A 15,475-nucleotide genomic window follows, 5' to 3' on the forward strand; every position below is an offset into this window, starting at 1 on the left:
TCGGACGATCCGGACCGCCCTCAGGCGGTCGGACCGCCGAAGATGTCGATACGGTCGCCCTCGGCGAGGGTCACGATCGCGCGCTTGGTGGCGGCACGCTGGCCGAAGCCCGTGCGGGTCCGCTTGCGCTTGCCCTGGCGGTTGATCGTGTTGACCCCGGTGACCTTGACCGAGAAGACCGCCTGGACGGCCTCCTTGATCTGGGTCTTGTTGGCGCTCGGGGCAACGATGAACGTGTACTTGTTCTCGTCGAGGAGCGCGTAGCTCTTCTCCGACACGACCGGCTTCAGCAGGACGTCACGGGGGTCCGTGTACGCCTTGCTCGCCGGGGTGACGACGGTGTTCTTGCCCTCGGCGGCGTGGCGACGCGCCTTGGCGACGCGCGCGGCCTTGGCGGCCTTGGCGGCCTTCGAGGCAATGGCGGGGTGACGGATAGCCATCAGGCCTCGCTCCCTTCGGTGTCGTTGGCCTTCGGGCCGGACACGAAGGACTCGAAAGCGGCCTGGGTGAAGACCACGTCGTCGGAGACGATCACGTCGTACGTGTTCAGCTGGCCCGGCTCCAGGATGTGGACCTGGGGCAGGTTGCGAGCGGACAGCAGGGCCTTCTCGTTCTCGCGCTCGACGACCAGGAGCACGTTCTTGCGCTCGCTGATCTTGCCGAGGAGAGCCTTGGCGGCCTTGGTGGAGATGTCCGACTCGACCACGTCGGTCACGACGTGGATGCGGTTGTTGCGGGCCCGGTCGGTGAGGGCGTGGCGCAGGGCCGCGGCCTTCATCTTCTTCGGGGTCCGCTGCGAGTAGTCGCGCGGCACGGGACCGTGCACGACGCCACCACCGGCGAACTGCGGCGCGCGGGTCGAACCCTGGCGGGCGCGACCGGTGCCCTTCTGGCGGTACGGCTTCTTGCCGCCACCACGGACCTCGCCACGCGTCTTCGTCTTGTGCGTGCCCTGGCGGGCAGCGGCCAGCTGCGCGACGACGACCTGGTGGATCAGCGGAACGCTGACCTTCTCAACGCCGAAGATCTCCGCGGGGAGCTCGACGGAACCGGCCTTCTCGCCCGCCGGCGAAAGGATGTCAACAGTGCTCATCGGTTACCTCAGGCCCCCTTGGCCGCGGTGCGGACCAGGACGAGGCCGCCGTTCGGACCGGGAACCGCGCCCTTGATGAGCAGCAGACCCTTCTCCGCGTCAACGGCGTGGACGGTCAGGTTCTGGGTGGTGACCCGCTCGTTGCCCATGCGACCCGCCATGCGGAGGCCCTTGAACACACGGCCCGGGGTGGCGCAGCCACCGATCGAACCGGGAGAGCGGTGCTTGCGCTGGGTGCCGTGACCGGCGCCGAGGCCCTTGAAGTTGTGACGCTTCATGACACCGGCGAAGCCCTTGCCCTTGCTCTTGCCGGTGACGTCGACCTTCACACCGGCCTCGAACACCTCAGCGGTGATCTCCTGGCCGAGGGTGTACTCGGAGGCATCCGACGTGCGGATCTCGACGAGGTGGCGACGCGGGGTGACGTCCGCCTTGGCGAAGTGGCCCTTGAGGGGCTTGTTCACCTTGCGCGGGTCGATCTCGCCGAAGGCGATCTGGACGGACTCGTAGCCGTCGACGTCGTTCGTACGAACCTGGGTCACGACATTCGGCCCGGCCTTGAGGACGGTCACGGGAACAACGCGGTTGTTCTCGTCCCAGACCTGCGTCATGCCGAGCTTCTCGCCCAGGATGCCCTTGATCTGCTTAGCCATTCTCAGATCACCGGCCTCAGAGCTTGATCTCGATGTCGACACCGGCCGGGAGGTCGAGTCGCATCAGAGAGTCAACGGTCTTGGGGGTCGGGTCGAGGATGTCGATCAGGCGCTTGTGCGTGCGCATCTCGAAGTGCTCGCGCGAGTCCTTGTACTTGTGCGGCGACTTGATGACGCAGTACACGTTCTTCTCAGTGGGCAGCGGCACCGGGCCCGCGACCGACGCACCAGTGCGGGTCACCGTCTCGACGATCTTCTTCGCCGAGGAGTCGATGACCTCGTGGTCGTAGGCCTTGAGCCGGATGCGGATCTTCTGTCCCGCCATGGCTACTTCGTAGTCCTGTCTCTTCTCACGCTCTGGAACCCGGCGTTCCAGCCCTCTTCTCCGACCCACGCGGTCGGGCGTGTCGCATCCTCGCTGACATGGATGTCCCTTGTTCGAACATCCCTGCCGGGGATTGCGCACGGCCCTGTCCGCACCGTGGAACCGAGGGCGGAGGAGCCCACCGGGCGCCTGGCCGGTGTCGCGCTCACGCTTCCCGGAAGATTCCCGTACGTCCGTCCCAGCGCTGCCATGAGGCAGTTAGGACGACGAGTACTGTGGGACTCGCTTCCGGTCCTCCCGGCGGGAGGCGCGCAGCATCAACGCTCGACCGAGCAACTCGGACAGTCTGCCACATGGGGCGGGGCCGTGGCCAATCGGGCCGAAGAGATTACCCCGGGAGTGACATGGGTCAAACCCGGGCACCCATCCGACGCCCGGACGACCCGTGTGGACCACCCTGACCCGGCGTCTGGCGGCAGCGCCGGACGCGGTGTCCGAGGCGACGTCCGGCTCGGCCAGGGAGGCCTCCAGGCCCGGCAGGCTCACGTCGGCGTCGGTATCGGCGGGGCCGTCCACTCGGCCCGGCCGATGGCGCTCTGGAGCCGCCCCAGCGCGTCCTTGCAGTCCGTCTACCGCGCGCGGACACGCGAGTGCCGTCGCGGGCGGACAGCGCGAAGAGGCCCGTACGACCGGAGTCGTACGGGCCTCTTCGGGTCAGCTGACCCGGAGGGTCAGACCGTCACAGCAAGCGGACTTACTTGACGATCTTGGTGACCTGGCCGGCGCCCACGGTGCGGCCACCCTCACGGATGGCGAACTTCAGGCCCTCTTCCATGGCGACGGGCTGGATGAGCTCCACCTTCATCTCGGTGTTGTCACCCGGCATGACCATCTCGGTGCCCTCGGGGAGGGTCACGACGCCGGTCACGTCCGTCGTACGGAAGTAGAACTGCGGGCGGTAGTTGTTGAAGAACGGCGTGTGGCGGCCACCCTCGTCCTTGGAGAGGATGTAGGCCTGCGCCTCGAACTCGGTGTGCGGGGTGACCGAGCCCGGCTTGATGATGACCTGGCCGCGCTCGACGTCCTCGCGCTTGATGCCGCGGAGCAGCAGACCGACGTTCTCACCGGCCTGGCCCTCGTCGAGCAGCTTGCGGAACATCTCGATGCCGGTGACCGTGGTGGAGGTCTTCTCCGGCTTGATGCCGATGATGTCGACGGTCTCGTTGACCTTCAGGACACCACGCTCGATACGACCGGTGACGACCGTGCCACGACCGGTGATCGTGAAGACGTCCTCGATCGGCATCAGGAACGGCTTGTCGACGTCGCGCTCCGGCTGCGGGATCGACTCGTCGACGGCGGCCATCAGGTTGAGGACGGAGTCCACCCACTCCTTCTCGCCCTCGAGGGCCTTCAGAGCGGAGACCTTGACGACCGGAACGTCGTCGCCCGGGAACTCGTACTCGGTGAGGAGCTCACGGACCTCGAGCTCGACGAGCTCCAGGATCTCCTCGTCGTCCACCATGTCGGCCTTGTTCAGGGCGACGACGATGTACGGAACGCCGACCTGGCGGGCCAGGAGCACGTGCTCCTTGGTCTGCGGCATCGGGCCGTCGGTCGCGGCGACCACCAGGATCGCGCCGTCCATCTGGGCGGCACCGGTGATCATGTTCTTGATGTAGTCCGCGTGACCCGGGCAGTCGACGTGGGCGTAGTGACGCGACTCGGTCTGGTACTCGACGTGCGCGATGGAGATGGTGATACCGCGCTGGCGCTCCTCGGGCGCCTTGTCGATGTTGTCGAACGGGGTGGCCTCGTTCAGGTCCGGGTACGCGTCGTGCAGCACCTTGGTAATGGCGGCCGTGAGGGTCGTCTTACCGTGGTCGATGTGACCGATGGTGCCGATGTTGACGTGCGGCTTAGTCCGCTCGAACTTCGCCTTCGCCACTGGGGTCCTCCTGTGGAGTGGTTCTGTACGCCTTACTCATCGGCGCCAGGTGATCTTTGCTGGGGTGCCGCCCGCCGGGGTTCTTCGCGGGGAAGAATCCCCGGCGGTCGGTGTCAAGCCTAAAGCGTGTAAACGGGGTGCGTTACTCGCCCTTGGCCTTCGCGATGATCTCCTCGGCGACGTTCCGCGGAACCTCGGCGTAGGAGTCGAACTGCATCGAGTAGCTCGCGCGACCCGACGTCTTGCTGCGGAGGTCGCCGACGTAGCCGAACATCTCCGACAGCGGAACCAGGCCCTTCACGACACGGGCGCCGGCACGCTCCTCCATGGCCTGGATCTGGCCACGGCGGGAGTTGATGTCACCGATGACCTCGCCCATGTAGTCCTCGGGCGTGGTGACCTCTACGGCCATCATCGGCTCGAGCAGCACGGGGCTGGCCTTGCGGGCGGCCTCCTTGAAGGCCTGGGAACCAGCGATCTTGAACGCCAGCTCGGAGGAGTCGACCTCGTGGTAGCCACCGTCGAGCAGGATGACACGCACGCCGGTCATCTCGTAACCGGCGAGGATGCCGAACTGCATGGCCTCCTGGGCACCGGCGTCGACCGAAGGGATGTACTCCTTCGGGATACGGCCACCGGTCACCTTGTTCACGAACTCGTACGAGGTGTCGCCGGCCTCGAGCGGCTCGATGCCGATCTGCACCTTGGCGAACTGGCCGGTACCACCAGTCTGCTTCTTGTGCGTGTAGTCGATACGCTCGACGGCCTTGCGGATCGTCTCGCGGTACGCGACCTGGGGCTTGCCGACGTTGGCCTCGACCTTGAACTCACGGCGCATACGGTCGACCAGCACCTCGAGGTGCAGCTCGCCCATGCCACCGATGATGGTCTGGCCGGTCTCCTGGTCCGAGTGGACCTGGAACGACGGGTCCTCCTCGGCCAGGCGCTGGATCGCGATGCCCAGCTTCTCCTGGTCGCCCTTCGACTTGGGCTCGATGGCGACCTGGATCACCGGCGCCGGGAAGTCCATGGACTCCAGGATCACCGGGGCCTTGTCGTCGCACAGCGTCTCGCCCGTCGTGGTCTGCTTCAGACCCATGACGGCGACGATGTCGCCGGCGCCCACCGACTCGATCTCCTCACGCTTGTTGGCGTGCATGCGGTAGATCTTGCCGATGCGCTCCTTCTTGCCCTTGACGGAGTTCAGCACCGAGGAGCCGGACTCCAGGCGGCCCGAGTAGACCCGGACGAAGGTGAGCTTGCCGAGGTGCGGGTCGCTCATGATCTTGAACGCCAGCGCGGAGAGGGGCTCCTCGTCGGACGGCTTGCGCTTGACGACCTCCTCCGGGTTGTTGACGGCGTGGCCCTCGATGGCCTCGACGTCGAGCGGGGAGGGGAGGTAACGCACGACCGCGTCGAGCAGGGGCTGAACACCCTTGTTCTTGAACGCGGTGCCGCAGAACACCGGGGTGACGGTGGTGCCGGTGCCCTTGCCGGAGGCGATGGTGATACGACGGATCGCCGCGTACAGCTGCTCCACGGAGGGCTCCTCGCCCTCCAGGTACAGCTCCATCAGCTCCTCGTCGTTCTCCGCGACGGCCTCGAGCAGCTTGCCGCGCCACTCCTCGGCAGCCTCGGTGTGCGTGGCCGGGATGTCGACGGTGTCGTACATCTCGCCCTTGGTCGCCTCGGCCGACCAGACCAGGGCCTTCATCGTCACCAGGTCGATGACGCCCTTGAAGTCCGCCTCGGCACCGATCGGCAGCTGCATGACCAGCGGCTGCGCACCCAGGCGGTCGGAGATCATGTCGACGCAGCGGTGGAACTCGGCACCGGTGCGGTCGAGCTTGTTGACGAAGCAGATACGCGGAACGCCGTAGCGGTCCGCCTGACGCCACACCGTCTCGGACTGCGGCTCAACGCCGGCGACGCCGTCGAACACCGTCACGGCACCGTCGAGCACGCGCAGCGAGCGCTCCACCTCGACGGTGAAGTCGACGTGGCCCGGGGTGTCGATGATGTTGATGGTGTGGTCGACGTCTTCCAGCGGCCAGTGACAGGTAGTGGCAGCAGAGGTGATCGTGATGCCACGCTCCTGCTCCTGCTCCATCCAGTCCATGGTGGCAGCGCCGTCGTGGACCTCACCGATCTTGTAAGACACACCGGTGTAGAACAGGATCCGCTCGGTGGTGGTCGTCTTGCCCGCGTCGATGTGGGCCATGATGCCGATGTTGCGCACCTTGGCCAGGTCAAGTGAAGTGGTAGCCATAAGGCTTCAGTCTTCTCTCGGTCTCGATGTGGGTAGCGACTACCAGCGGTAGTGCGCGAAGGCCTTGTTGGACTCGGCCATCTTGTGGGTGTCCTCGCGCTTCTTCACGGCCGCACCGAGGCCGTTGGAGGCGTCGAGAAGCTCGTTGAGGAGACGCTCGGTCATGGTCTTCTCGCGACGGGCGCGGGAGTAACCGACCAGCCAGCGCAGCGCCAGGGTGTTGGCACGGCCGGGCTTGACCTCGACCGGGACCTGGTAGGTGGCGCCACCGACACGGCGGGACTTGACCTCGAGGGTCGGCTTGATGTTCTCGAGAGCGCGCTTCAGCGTGATGACCGGGTCGTTGCCCGTCTTGTCACGCAGGCCCTCCATGGCACCGTAAACGATCCGCTCGGCAGTCGAGCGCTTGCCGTTCAGCAGCACCTTGTTGATCAGGGAGGTCACCAGAGGAGAACCGTAGACCGGGTCGATGATGACCGGGCGCTTCGGGGCGGGGCCCTTACGAGGCATTCTTACTTCTCCTTCTTGGCGCCGTAACGGCTGCGAGCCTGCTTGCGGTTCTTGACACCCTGGGTGTCGAGCGAGCCGCGGATGATCTTGTAGCGAACACCCGGCAGGTCCTTCACACGGCCGCCGCGCACGAGCACGATGGAGTGCTCCTGCAGGTTGTGTCCCTCACCCGGAATGTAAGCGGTGACCTCGATGCCGCTGGTCAGACGCACACGCGCGACCTTGCGGAGGGCCGAGTTCGGCTTCTTCGGGGTGGTCGTGAACACACGCGTGCAGACGCCACGACGCTGAGGGGAACCCTCGAGTGCGGGCGTCTTGTTCTTCTCGACCTTGTCCTGCCGGCCCTTGCGGACCAGCTGCTGGATCGTAGGCACTACTTCTCCGGTTTCTGTGTGCCGATGGGTACAGCTAACCTGGAACGTCGCCGACCCACGCGGTCGGGTGTGTCGAATCCCGCAAACTCCCGCCGCGAGGCGGAAAGGGCGCAGATTACGGTGGCCGGTCACGACTCCTGTGCGGTCTGAAGGCACGCACGAAAGCCAGGGCACACCCCAGGCACAAGGTCTGAGCGTACCTACCGCACGGACTTCGGTCAAAACAAATGGACTCCCCCGCGACACGCCGGGCTTTCCACCTCCCCACCTGGGTTTCGTCCCACTTGTTCCCGGCCCCGGGAACAGCGGCGCGGCCTGTCGCACGGCAGGTCGGAAGCCGCCCGAAGTCCTTCGGACATCCATGGCCGAATCGCGCTCTTCCTCGCCACGCGGTCTTGCGCTTTGAGTACGTTGATCCGTCCGCTGCGGGCAAGGGATCGGGGGATGGGATGACGACGACACCGACGGCGGCGTACTCGCCGGACGACGGCGGTCTGGACGACCGGGTGCCCTTCCTGGCTCGCCTGGAGGCCGAGGACCGCTCGGCGCTGCTGACGCTGGGCCGTGAGCTGACCTTCGGCTCGCGCATGGTGCTGGTGCACCAGCACGAGCCCTCGTCCCATGTCCTCTTCCTCGTGCACGGCTGGACGAAGGTCACCGCCTCGGCGGCCAACGGCTACGAGGCGCTGCTCGCGCTGCGCGGACCCGGCGACATCGTGGGCGAGTCGGCCGCGCTGACCGGGCGTCCGCGGTCGGCGACGGTGACCGCGCTGGAATCCGTGCGGGCGACGGCCGTGGAGCACGAGCGGTTCAAGGACTTCCTCAACCGCTCCCCCGCCGTCTCGTTCGCCCTGCTGGGGCTGACCGCGGACCGCACGCGCGCGGCGGACCGGCGCCGGCTGGAGTTCGCGTCCATGACTGTGCGGGAGCGTTTCGCCGTCCTCCTGCTCGACCTCGCCCGCACCCACGGCCGCCGCACGGCCGACGGCATCGAGCTGTCCGTGCCACTGAGCAAGCAGGAGCTGGCCGGCTCGGTGGGCGCCTCACGGGAGATGGTGCAGCGGCTGCTGCGTGAACTGCGCGACAGGGAAGCCGTCGTCACCGGCCGCCGCACGCTGCTGATCCGCCGTCCCGACCTCCTGCGTCGCATCGCGGCGACGGGGCCCGCGCCGGGCGGCCACTGACCCCCGCCGCGCTCACCGGAGGGCGGCGGCACCGGCACCCCGGCCTCCGTCGTCCCGTCCAGCGCTCTGTGCACACGGTCACACTCCAAGTGCGTCATCCGCCCTCACCACCGGGGAATCCGCGCGGCCAGTCTTCTGCCCTGCACGGCTTCCCCCTTCGAGAGGCGACCATGACCGATCCCGTGAGCCGCACGATCCTGCTGCTGGACATCGAGAGGTTCAGCGACCGGGACGACGTGGAGCAGGCGTATCTGCGCCGCATGCTCTACGACATCACCGACCGCACGCTGGAAGCCGCCGGCATCGACGAGACCCGGCGGCTGCGGGCCGACCGCGGTGACTCGGTGATGGAGCTCATCGACGCGGGCGCCCCGGTCACGGCGCTGCTGCGGGCCCTGCTCACGGACGTCCCGGCGCTTTTGCGGACGGTGAACCGCATGGCGTCCCGCTCCGCGCAGATCCGGCTGCGCGGCGTCCTCGCCACCGGGTTCGTCGCGGTCGACGAACGCGACGGCTGGGTCGGCTCCGATCTGAACCGCGCCTGCCGGCTGCTGGACGCCGGGCTGCTGCGCGACGCGCTGCGCGAGCGGAACGACGACTTCGCGCTGTGCGTCTCGGACGCCCTGTACGCCGGGGTCGTGCGCCACGACCACATCGGCATCCCGGCCGCCGACTTCCACCCGGTGACGGTGGAGAGCAAGAACGGCCCCCTGAAGGCGTGGCTGCACGGGCCGGTGCCCGGTGCCACGGCCGCGGACGGCCCGAAGGACCACGGTGACACGGGGGCGGGGGAGGCGCCGGGCGGTTCGGGGGACCGCCCGGCGCCGGGGGTGCCCCCGCGGGGCGGGGCCCCCGAGGACCGCCCGGCGCCGGCCGGATCAGGGGGAGCCCCGGCGCCGGGCCCCGTCCTCGACATCCAGGGCGGCACGTTCAGCGGCGGCCTGATCGGCGGTCACCAGTACGGCGGCATCAGCGGCGGCCACTTCTCCGGCGACGTCGTCCTCGGCGAGGGCGGCCACCGCGAGCGGGGCGAGCGCGCATGAGCACACCCGAGGCCGGTGCGGCCCCGCACCCGGTACCCGGCACCGGGACCGCGGCGAAGGACCAGCCGCCGGGCGATCCCGGCTCCGCCGCAGACGACGCCGGGCATGGCGACGAGCAGGAGTCCGAGGAGCGCGACCAGCCGCAGAACGCCTGGTCGGCCCGGCGCGACCTGGTCGACCACAGCCCGCGGTCCATGAACGTCGGCGCCGGGGCCCGCTTCAGCGGCGGGCTGCTCGGTGGCGACCAGCACGGCGGCATCAGCGGCGGCCACTTCTCCGGAGATGTCTTCCTGGGCAGCAAGACGGAGATCTACCAGCTCGCGGTCCCCGGGTCCACCGCGGCCGCCTCCGCCTCCGGCGAGGTTCCGGGGGCCACTCTGGAAGAGCTGGCGAGCCGGTTCGTCGCCGACGAGGCGCTCATGTCCCGGCTGCTGGACCGGCTGCGCGACGACCGCGTCCTGGTGCTGTCCGGCGGCCGGTTCACCGGGCGGCGCACCGCCGCGCTGATGCTGCTGCACCGCCTCGGCGCCTCCCCTGTGCGCACCCTGGTCCGCGACACCGGTCCGAGCGGCCTGGCCGACCGGATCACCGGTGAGCGCCAGGCCCGAGGTCACGTCCTGTGCGACCTCGCCCCGCGCCGCGACGAGCCGCTGCGCTGGACCCATCTGCTGGCGGCCCGCGACCGCCTCGCCGAACGAGACGCGTACCTGGTCCTCACCCTGGACCCCGGCGCGGCCCTGGACGACGTGACCGCCGAGGAGTGGCGCGCGCCGGCCGCCGCCGATGTCCTCGCCGCCCATCTGCGCGCCCGCGTCGACGAGGTGACCGCCGCCAAACTGCTCGGCCTGCCGCAGGTGACCGCCTTCCTGGAGCGCAGCCACCAGCCGCGCGAGGCCGCCGCCTTCGCGCAGCTGCTCGGCCGGTACGCCGCCGGAGAGGTCGCCGAGGACACGGTCGCCCAGTTCTCGCTGGTTTCCCTGGAGACCCAGGTCCAGGAGTGGTTCGAGGAGGACGAGACCTCGCTCCATCTGCGGGACAAGGCCTTCCTCGTCGCGCTGGCCGCCTTCGACGGTGGCCCGTACGCGCTGACCGCCGAACTCAGCGACCTGCTCTACCGCTTCCTCCAGGAGACCGAGAACCCGGCCCGCGTACCCGAGGTCCCCGTCTTCGGCACCCACGTCGGCAAGCGACTCCAACTGGCCCGCGCCGAGAGGTACTTGGACGACGAGCACACCGAATGGGGCCCGGTCACCCAGCAGAAGGCCAGGTTCCGCGACGAGCGTGCCTCATTGGTGCTGCTGCGGGAGGTGTGGACCGGGCATCCGTCCGCCCGCCCGGCCCTCATCCGCTGGCTGCGCCGCCTCGCCGACGACGGCCGCCCGCTGGTGCGCACCCGCGCCGCCTCCACCGTCGCCGTCCTCGCCCGCACCGACCTGCCGTCGGCGATGGCACTGGTCATCGAGCCATGGGGGACCTCCAAGCTGTTCCGGCACCGGCTCGTCGCCGTCAACGCCCTCACGCTCGCCCACCTCATCGACACGCCCAACATCCCGCGCATCCTCGACACCTGGTGCGAGGGCGGGGACCCCCGGCTGCGGTGGGTGGCCGTACGGGCGTACGGGCTGATCGGCCCGGAGCGCCCGGAACAGGCCCTGGCCGCACTGCGCGGCGCCGCACGACGGCTGTACACGGACGGGCCCGACGACATCGACGGCGAGCTGGCCCGGGAGCTCGCGGGCGCGGTGGAGCTGCTGCTGCTGTCGGCGGCGAGCGAGACGGTCCTCACGCAGCTGCGCGCCCACCTGGACGACGACCGGGCCGTGCACGACCTCACGCTCGGCGGATTCGTCGGCGCCTGTAGACGCACCGAGAACGACGACGAGCGCTACGGCACTCCGCTGGTCCTCGGCTGGTACGCCCGTGCGGCGGCCGAGAGCGGGCCGGCCGCGCAGGGCATCCCGTACCTGTGGCGTGCCGCGCTGGCCGATCCGCGTACCACCCGGCACGCGCTCGACGTGCTGCGCGAGTGGGTGCTGATCGCCGACCGGTCCACGGCGGTCGAGTGGGCGGTGGCCGCGCTGCTGCCCACGCTCGTCACCACACCCGCCGAGCACCAGCGGCTGAGCCATCTGCTGCGGACCATGCCCGGGGAGGACGGCGACCCCCCGCCGCAGGTCGCGGCCCGTCTGCTCACCACGCTGCCCGCCCGCTGAGCCCGCACGCACACCCGTCGCACTTCCGTTCGCACGTCCCCGCACGTCCATCGGCACGCCCCGAGGAGCCACGCACCATGCCCACCTTCCACCGCCAGCCCGAGTGGCAGCAGTCGGCGGACCGGCACACACAGCTGGTCGACCCGGTGCTCACCGTGCGCCAGCTGTCGCGCTTCGAGTTCAATCTGAGACAGCTGGTCCGCATCGACCACGCACTCGTCTTCTCCACCCCGAAGGGCTCCTACGAGGCGTATCTGCCGCCGCGGCGCCCGACCCGCGCCGAAGTCGCCGCGAACCGGTACACCGCCGTGTACGAGGTGGACATGGGCGTCCATCCGTGGACGGCCGAGCTCACGCTGCCCAGCGACAACGACGCCTTCGAGTTCACGGCCGAGGTCGACCTCTCCTGGCAGGTCCTGGACCCCGCCCGGTTCGTGGCGAGCGGACACCGGGACGTGCCGGGACTGATCCTCGGCGAACTCCAGCAGGCCGCCCGGCCGGTGACCCGCCGCTTCGCCATCACCGACAGCGCGGCGGCCGAGCGGGAGCTGCTGGAGGCGGTCACCGTGCTGGGGCCGCTCGGGGCGCCCGCGGGACTCCAGGTCACCTGGACCCTGCGCATCAAGCGCGACAAGGCCAACATCGAGCACCAGCAGCGGTTGCAGGCCATCGACCACTCCGCCGCCGAGCAGGTCCGCGCGACCCAGCGGGGCATGGACGTCGACGCCGAGGCGGACCGCCGTCAACGGCAGCAGGACGCCCTCCAGATCGAACGGGCGATGGCATACGGCACGCGGCAGCAGGAACTGATGCTCCAGCAGCAGCGGTGGCAGTACGAGCAGGCGCTGCTGCACAGCGGACAGCAGCACCAGCTCGCTCTTCAGCAGGGGCAACAGCAGCTGGAACTCCAGCAGATCGAGGCCCAGAAGATCGCCTTCTACCAGTGGCACCTCCAGCAGGGCGGCGTACACGCCTGGGCGCTGCACCTCGCCCAGCACCCGGAGGACTCGCGGCTCGTCATGTCCAGCATGCGCGAGGACCAACTCCGCATGATCCAGGCGCAGATGGAGCTGGTACGACAGCTGCTGAGCGGCGACGCGGCGGAAGGCTACGAGCTGGAGGGGCCCAAGCAGCTCGCCCTGCGCACGGTCAACGACATCCTCACCCAGCGGCTCCCCGGCGTGCCCCAGAGCCCGCCCCCGCTGCCCGAAGGAGCGGGACCGGCCTATCCGGGGGCGCCCGAGCCGTCGGCGGGGGCGTGGACGGCGGCTGCCGCGGCGGCGGCTTCGGCGGCCGCTTCGGTCGCGGGTGACGACCCGGATGCGGCCTCGGCCTCGCGGGACGGCGCCGCGCCGGGCGATGTCCCACCGGCCCCGGCAGCGGGACCGGACGCCTCGCCCTGGTCCCCCGACCCCCGGGCGGGGGCGGGCCCGGCACCGTCCCCGAGCGGGTCCGAGTTCCCACCTCCGATGCCGACCGCCGCGCCGTTCACGCCGCCGGTTCCGGGCATCGCGCCGTTCTTACCACCGGTCCCGCGCACCGCGCCGTTCACACCACCGGCCCCGGCGGCCGCGCCAGTCCCCCCACAGTTCTCGGGCGCCGCGCCGTTCACACCACCGGCCCCGGGCTCGCCGCAGCCCTGGCCAACGGGCGCACCCTACGGAGCCGGTGGCGCACCGCAGGGTCCGCATCCCGGCGCGTACGGTCCGCAGGCCCCGGCCTGGCAGCCCCCGCCCGGATACGGCACCACACCCACCATGCCCGACCGGCCGGCCCCGTCGGACCCGGCGGACCCGGCGGACCCGGCCGAGGCCACGGTCGCGGGCACCCCCGAGGATCCCCAGAACACCGAGAACCGCGATGACACCGCCGGAGCGGGCCCGTCGACGCGGTCCGGCGGAACCGGGAACGGAACCGAGAAGGACGGCACATGACCTCCCCCGGCCCCGGGCCCGCCCCGCCGACCGTCACCCCCGGCGCCGACCCCGCCGCACTCCCCCGGCTCGGTGAGCGGCTCCTCACGGAGCTGCGGGCCGAGATCGCCCGCGCCGACAGCAAGGCGTCGGTCCTGGTCGCCGCCCTCGGCATGACCGCCGGTGTCTTCAGCGGTCTGCTCGCCGGGCGGAAGTGGACCCCGGCCGCGCTCTCCGGACCGGGCGCCGTGCTGTGGTGGACCGGGGCCCTCTGCCTCGTCCTCTCGCTGTTCGCCCTGCTGCTCGCCGTACTTCCCCGCTACCGCTCCGGGACCTGGGCGCCCGGCGAGCCCCTGTCGTACTTCGGCGACATCCAACAGGCCGCCCGGCAGGGGAACTTGGAGAGCGCGCTCGCCGACACCGAGCGCCTTCCCACGGCCGGCCTGACCAGGGCGCTCACCGAGACGAGCCGGATCGCCGCGCGCAAGCACCAGTGGATCCGGGCGGGCCTGTTCGCGTTCGGCGCCGGCACGGTCCTGCTGCCCGCGTCCCTGTTGATCGGCTGACCCGCCGCATCGCAGCTGTCCCCGCACCAGCAAGTGAAGGAATGAACGACCATGTCCCAACCCCGACCGATCCCGCCGGAGTATCCCGGCTCACCGGCCCGGCCTGCCGTCCAGCAGCCGACAGCGCCGCAGTACCCCGAGCAGCCTCCGGCGTACCCGCACACGGACCCCGCCCCGCAGTACCCCCGGACGGCAGCCGTGCCCCCGTACGCACCGTCCACCCCGGACCCGACCCCACCCCCGTACCCTCAGACGACCCCACCGCCGCCCTATCCGCACGCCGCTCCGACGCCCCCCTATCCGCAAGCGGCTCCGCCTCCCGCGTATCCCCAGGCCGATCCGACTTCCCCCTACCTCCAGGCCGGGCCGACGCCCCCGCACCCCCAGTCGGCCCCGGCCCTCTCCCCCGACGACCCTGCGCACCCGCACCACATCAGCACCGACCACGGTCGTGTGCACCTGTCGAAGGACCAGCGCCGCACCGACGCCACCGCCGTCGGCAACCTCCTGCTCCACCTGCCGAACTTCCTGTGCAGCCTCTTCGTGGTCGCCCTGGTCTCCGCCTTCTTCGGCGAGTTCGCGTTCCTGGTGATCCTCGCCTGGCTCGCCAGCGGCGCACTGGTGTTCCACCGCCCCACCGAAAGCGCCCTCGCGCGCCATCTGCTACGCCTGCGCTACCCCACTCCGCAAGAACGAGCCAAACTCGAACCCGTGTGGCGCATGGTCACGGCCCGCGCCGGTATCGAGGGCCGCGCCTACGAGCTGTGGGTGGAGGACAGCGAGAGCCTGAACGCGGTCGCAGCGGCCGGCCATATCGTCGGCGTCACCCGCTTCGCCATGAACCAGCTGCCCAACGGCGAGCTGGCCGCCGTTCTGGCGCACGAACTGGGTCACCACGTCGGCGGCCACGCCTGGTCCTCGCTGCTCGGCTACTGGTACGCGCTGCCCGGCCGGATGGCCTGGCGTCTCCTCAAGGGGTTCTCCGGCTTCGTCTTCAAGGTGTCGAGGGCGTTCGGCTGCTTCGGGGTCGCCTTCGTGTGGCTGTTCATGGGTGGCATCGCGCTGGCGACGATCAGCACGCTGTACGGACTGCCGCTGCTGCTCCTGGGAGTGCCTTACGCGCTGGCCGCGGTCGGACGCCGTGCCGAGCTGCGCGCCGACGAACACGCGGCCGCCCTCGGCTTCGCCCCGATGCTGGCCGCCGTGCTGGACAAGCTGCACCAGCAGGACCAGCGCAAGGAGGCCGAGCTGACCGCCCGCAACGGGGGCGGCCCCGTGGAGGAGGGCGCCCTCGCGAAGCTGCTCTCCTCGCACCCGGACCACCACACCCGGCTGCACCACCTCCAGCCGTACCTCCAACCGCAGCGCTGAGCCCCCGGCGGGC

14 protein-coding genes are annotated in these 15,475 nt (G+C 70.1%); 6 read left to right on the plus strand and 8 right to left on the minus strand.

The window, feature by feature from the left end; translation table 11 throughout:
• Nucleotides 1–20 precede the first annotated feature (20 nt).
• The 8 genes from rplW to rpsL all read right to left on the minus strand — a co-directional run bounded on the left by rplW (nt 21) and on the right by rpsL (nt 7,172).
• A complete protein-coding gene (gene rplW / locus ABZ823_RS04325; RefSeq protein WP_234513441.1) occupies nt 21–440 on the minus strand; it encodes a 50S ribosomal protein L23 in 420 nt (139 codons plus the stop codon).
• Nucleotides 440–1,093: a 50S ribosomal protein L4 gene (gene rplD / locus ABZ823_RS04330; protein ID WP_234513443.1), complete on the minus strand. Its 654-nt coding sequence runs from the start codon at nt 1,091–1,093 to the stop codon at nt 440–442. The genes rplW and rplD overlap by 1 nt, the downstream gene beginning before the upstream one ends.
• Nucleotides 1,094–1,101: 8 nt before the next feature.
• The gene (gene rplC, locus ABZ823_RS04335) at nt 1,102–1,746 is read right to left on the minus strand and encodes a 50S ribosomal protein L3 (protein WP_361653479.1); all 645 of its coding nucleotides are present in this window, start codon (nt 1,744–1,746) and stop codon (nt 1,102–1,104) included.
• A gap of 16 nt (nt 1,747–1,762) precedes the next feature.
• Nucleotides 1,763–2,071, minus strand: a complete 309-nt coding sequence (gene rpsJ / locus ABZ823_RS04340; protein WP_003948644.1) for a 30S ribosomal protein S10 — start codon at nt 2,069–2,071, stop codon at nt 1,763–1,765.
• Nucleotides 2,072–2,825: 754 nt separating this feature from the next.
• On the minus strand, nt 2,826–4,019 hold the full coding sequence (tuf, locus tag ABZ823_RS04345) for an elongation factor Tu (RefSeq protein WP_234513447.1): 1,194 nt from the start codon (nt 4,017–4,019) through the stop codon (nt 2,826–2,828).
• 142 nt (nt 4,020–4,161) lie between these two features.
• A complete protein-coding gene (gene fusA / locus ABZ823_RS04350; protein ID WP_361653482.1) occupies nt 4,162–6,288 on the minus strand; it encodes an elongation factor G in 2,127 nt (708 codons plus the stop codon).
• A 39-nt stretch (nt 6,289–6,327) separates the two neighbouring features.
• The gene (rpsG, locus tag ABZ823_RS04355; RefSeq protein ID WP_009330725.1) at nt 6,328–6,798 is read right to left on the minus strand and encodes a 30S ribosomal protein S7; all 471 of its coding nucleotides are present in this window, start codon (nt 6,796–6,798) and stop codon (nt 6,328–6,330) included.
• A gap of 2 nt (nt 6,799–6,800) precedes the next feature.
• On the minus strand, nt 6,801–7,172 hold the full coding sequence (gene rpsL, locus ABZ823_RS04360; RefSeq protein ID WP_003948652.1) for a 30S ribosomal protein S12: 372 nt from the start codon (nt 7,170–7,172) through the stop codon (nt 6,801–6,803).
• Nucleotides 7,173–7,621: 449 nt separating this feature from the next.
• Here rpsL and ABZ823_RS04365 point away from each other — a divergent pair, with 449 nt between their 5' ends.
• The 6 genes from ABZ823_RS04365 to ABZ823_RS04390 all read left to right on the plus strand — a co-directional run bounded on the left by ABZ823_RS04365 (nt 7,622) and on the right by ABZ823_RS04390 (nt 15,462).
• Nucleotides 7,622–8,356, plus strand: coding sequence for a Crp/Fnr family transcriptional regulator (locus ABZ823_RS04365; protein ID WP_361653484.1), 735 nt, complete (start codon nt 7,622–7,624; stop codon nt 8,354–8,356).
• A 170-nt stretch (nt 8,357–8,526) separates the two neighbouring features.
• Nucleotides 8,527–9,399 (plus strand): hypothetical protein, encoded by an 873-nt coding sequence (locus tag ABZ823_RS04370; RefSeq protein WP_361653486.1) that lies wholly within the window; start codon nt 8,527–8,529, stop codon nt 9,397–9,399.
• Complete coding sequence (locus tag ABZ823_RS04375; protein WP_361653488.1) at nt 9,396–11,612, plus strand: hypothetical protein; 2,217 nt, start codon at nt 9,396–9,398, stop codon at nt 11,610–11,612. The genes ABZ823_RS04370 and ABZ823_RS04375 overlap by 4 nt, the downstream gene beginning before the upstream one ends.
• A gap of 77 nt (nt 11,613–11,689) precedes the next feature.
• Nucleotides 11,690–13,546 carry a hypothetical protein gene (locus ABZ823_RS04380; RefSeq protein ID WP_361653490.1) on the plus strand — a complete coding sequence of 619 codons (1,857 nt, stop codon included), beginning with the start codon at nt 11,690–11,692 and terminating at the stop codon, nt 13,544–13,546.
• Nucleotides 13,543–14,091, plus strand: a complete 549-nt coding sequence (locus tag ABZ823_RS04385; protein WP_361653492.1) for a Pycsar system effector family protein — start codon at nt 13,543–13,545, stop codon at nt 14,089–14,091. Before ABZ823_RS04380 ends, ABZ823_RS04385 begins: the two co-directional genes overlap by 4 nt.
• A 51-nt stretch (nt 14,092–14,142) precedes the next feature.
• Nucleotides 14,143–15,462 (plus strand): M48 family metalloprotease, encoded by a 1,320-nt coding sequence (locus ABZ823_RS04390; RefSeq protein WP_361653494.1) that lies wholly within the window; start codon nt 14,143–14,145, stop codon nt 15,460–15,462.
• The last annotated feature ends 13 nt before the right edge of the window (nt 15,463–15,475 follow it).

Origin of the sequence: Streptomyces sp. NPDC047079 (assembly GCF_040643755.1) — a bacterium.
In the GTDB taxonomy this organism is placed as follows: Bacteria; Actinomycetota; Actinomycetes; order Streptomycetales; family Streptomycetaceae; genus Streptomyces.

What these genes read in the sequence shown, in the direction of transcription:
- rplD (WP_234513443.1), bottom strand. Translation starts at nt 1,093, where the DNA reads ATGAGCACTGTTGACATCCTTTCGCCGGCGGGCGAGAAGGCCGGTTCC.
- ABZ823_RS04370 (WP_361653486.1), top strand. Translation starts at nt 8,527, where the DNA reads ATGACCGATCCCGTGAGCCGCACGATCCTGCTGCTGGACATCGAGAGG.
- rpsJ (WP_003948644.1), bottom strand. Translation starts at nt 2,071, where the DNA reads ATGGCGGGACAGAAGATCCGCATCCGGCTCAAGGCCTACGACCACGAG.
- rplC (WP_361653479.1), bottom strand. Translation starts at nt 1,746, where the DNA reads ATGGCTAAGCAGATCAAGGGCATCCTGGGCGAGAAGCTCGGCATGACG.
- ABZ823_RS04390 (WP_361653494.1), top strand. Translation starts at nt 14,143, where the DNA reads ATGTCCCAACCCCGACCGATCCCGCCGGAGTATCCCGGCTCACCGGCC.
- ABZ823_RS04365 (WP_361653484.1), top strand. Translation starts at nt 7,622, where the DNA reads ATGACGACGACACCGACGGCGGCGTACTCGCCGGACGACGGCGGTCTG.
- ABZ823_RS04375 (WP_361653488.1), top strand. Translation starts at nt 9,396, where the DNA reads ATGAGCACACCCGAGGCCGGTGCGGCCCCGCACCCGGTACCCGGCACC.
- ABZ823_RS04380 (WP_361653490.1), top strand. Translation starts at nt 11,690, where the DNA reads ATGCCCACCTTCCACCGCCAGCCCGAGTGGCAGCAGTCGGCGGACCGG.
- fusA (WP_361653482.1), bottom strand. Translation starts at nt 6,288, where the DNA reads ATGGCTACCACTTCACTTGACCTGGCCAAGGTGCGCAACATCGGCATC.
- rpsG (WP_009330725.1), bottom strand. Translation starts at nt 6,798, where the DNA reads ATGCCTCGTAAGGGCCCCGCCCCGAAGCGCCCGGTCATCATCGACCCG.
- ABZ823_RS04385 (WP_361653492.1), top strand. Translation starts at nt 13,543, where the DNA reads ATGACCTCCCCCGGCCCCGGGCCCGCCCCGCCGACCGTCACCCCCGGC.
- rplW (WP_234513441.1), bottom strand. Translation starts at nt 440, where the DNA reads ATGGCTATCCGTCACCCCGCCATTGCCTCGAAGGCCGCCAAGGCCGCC.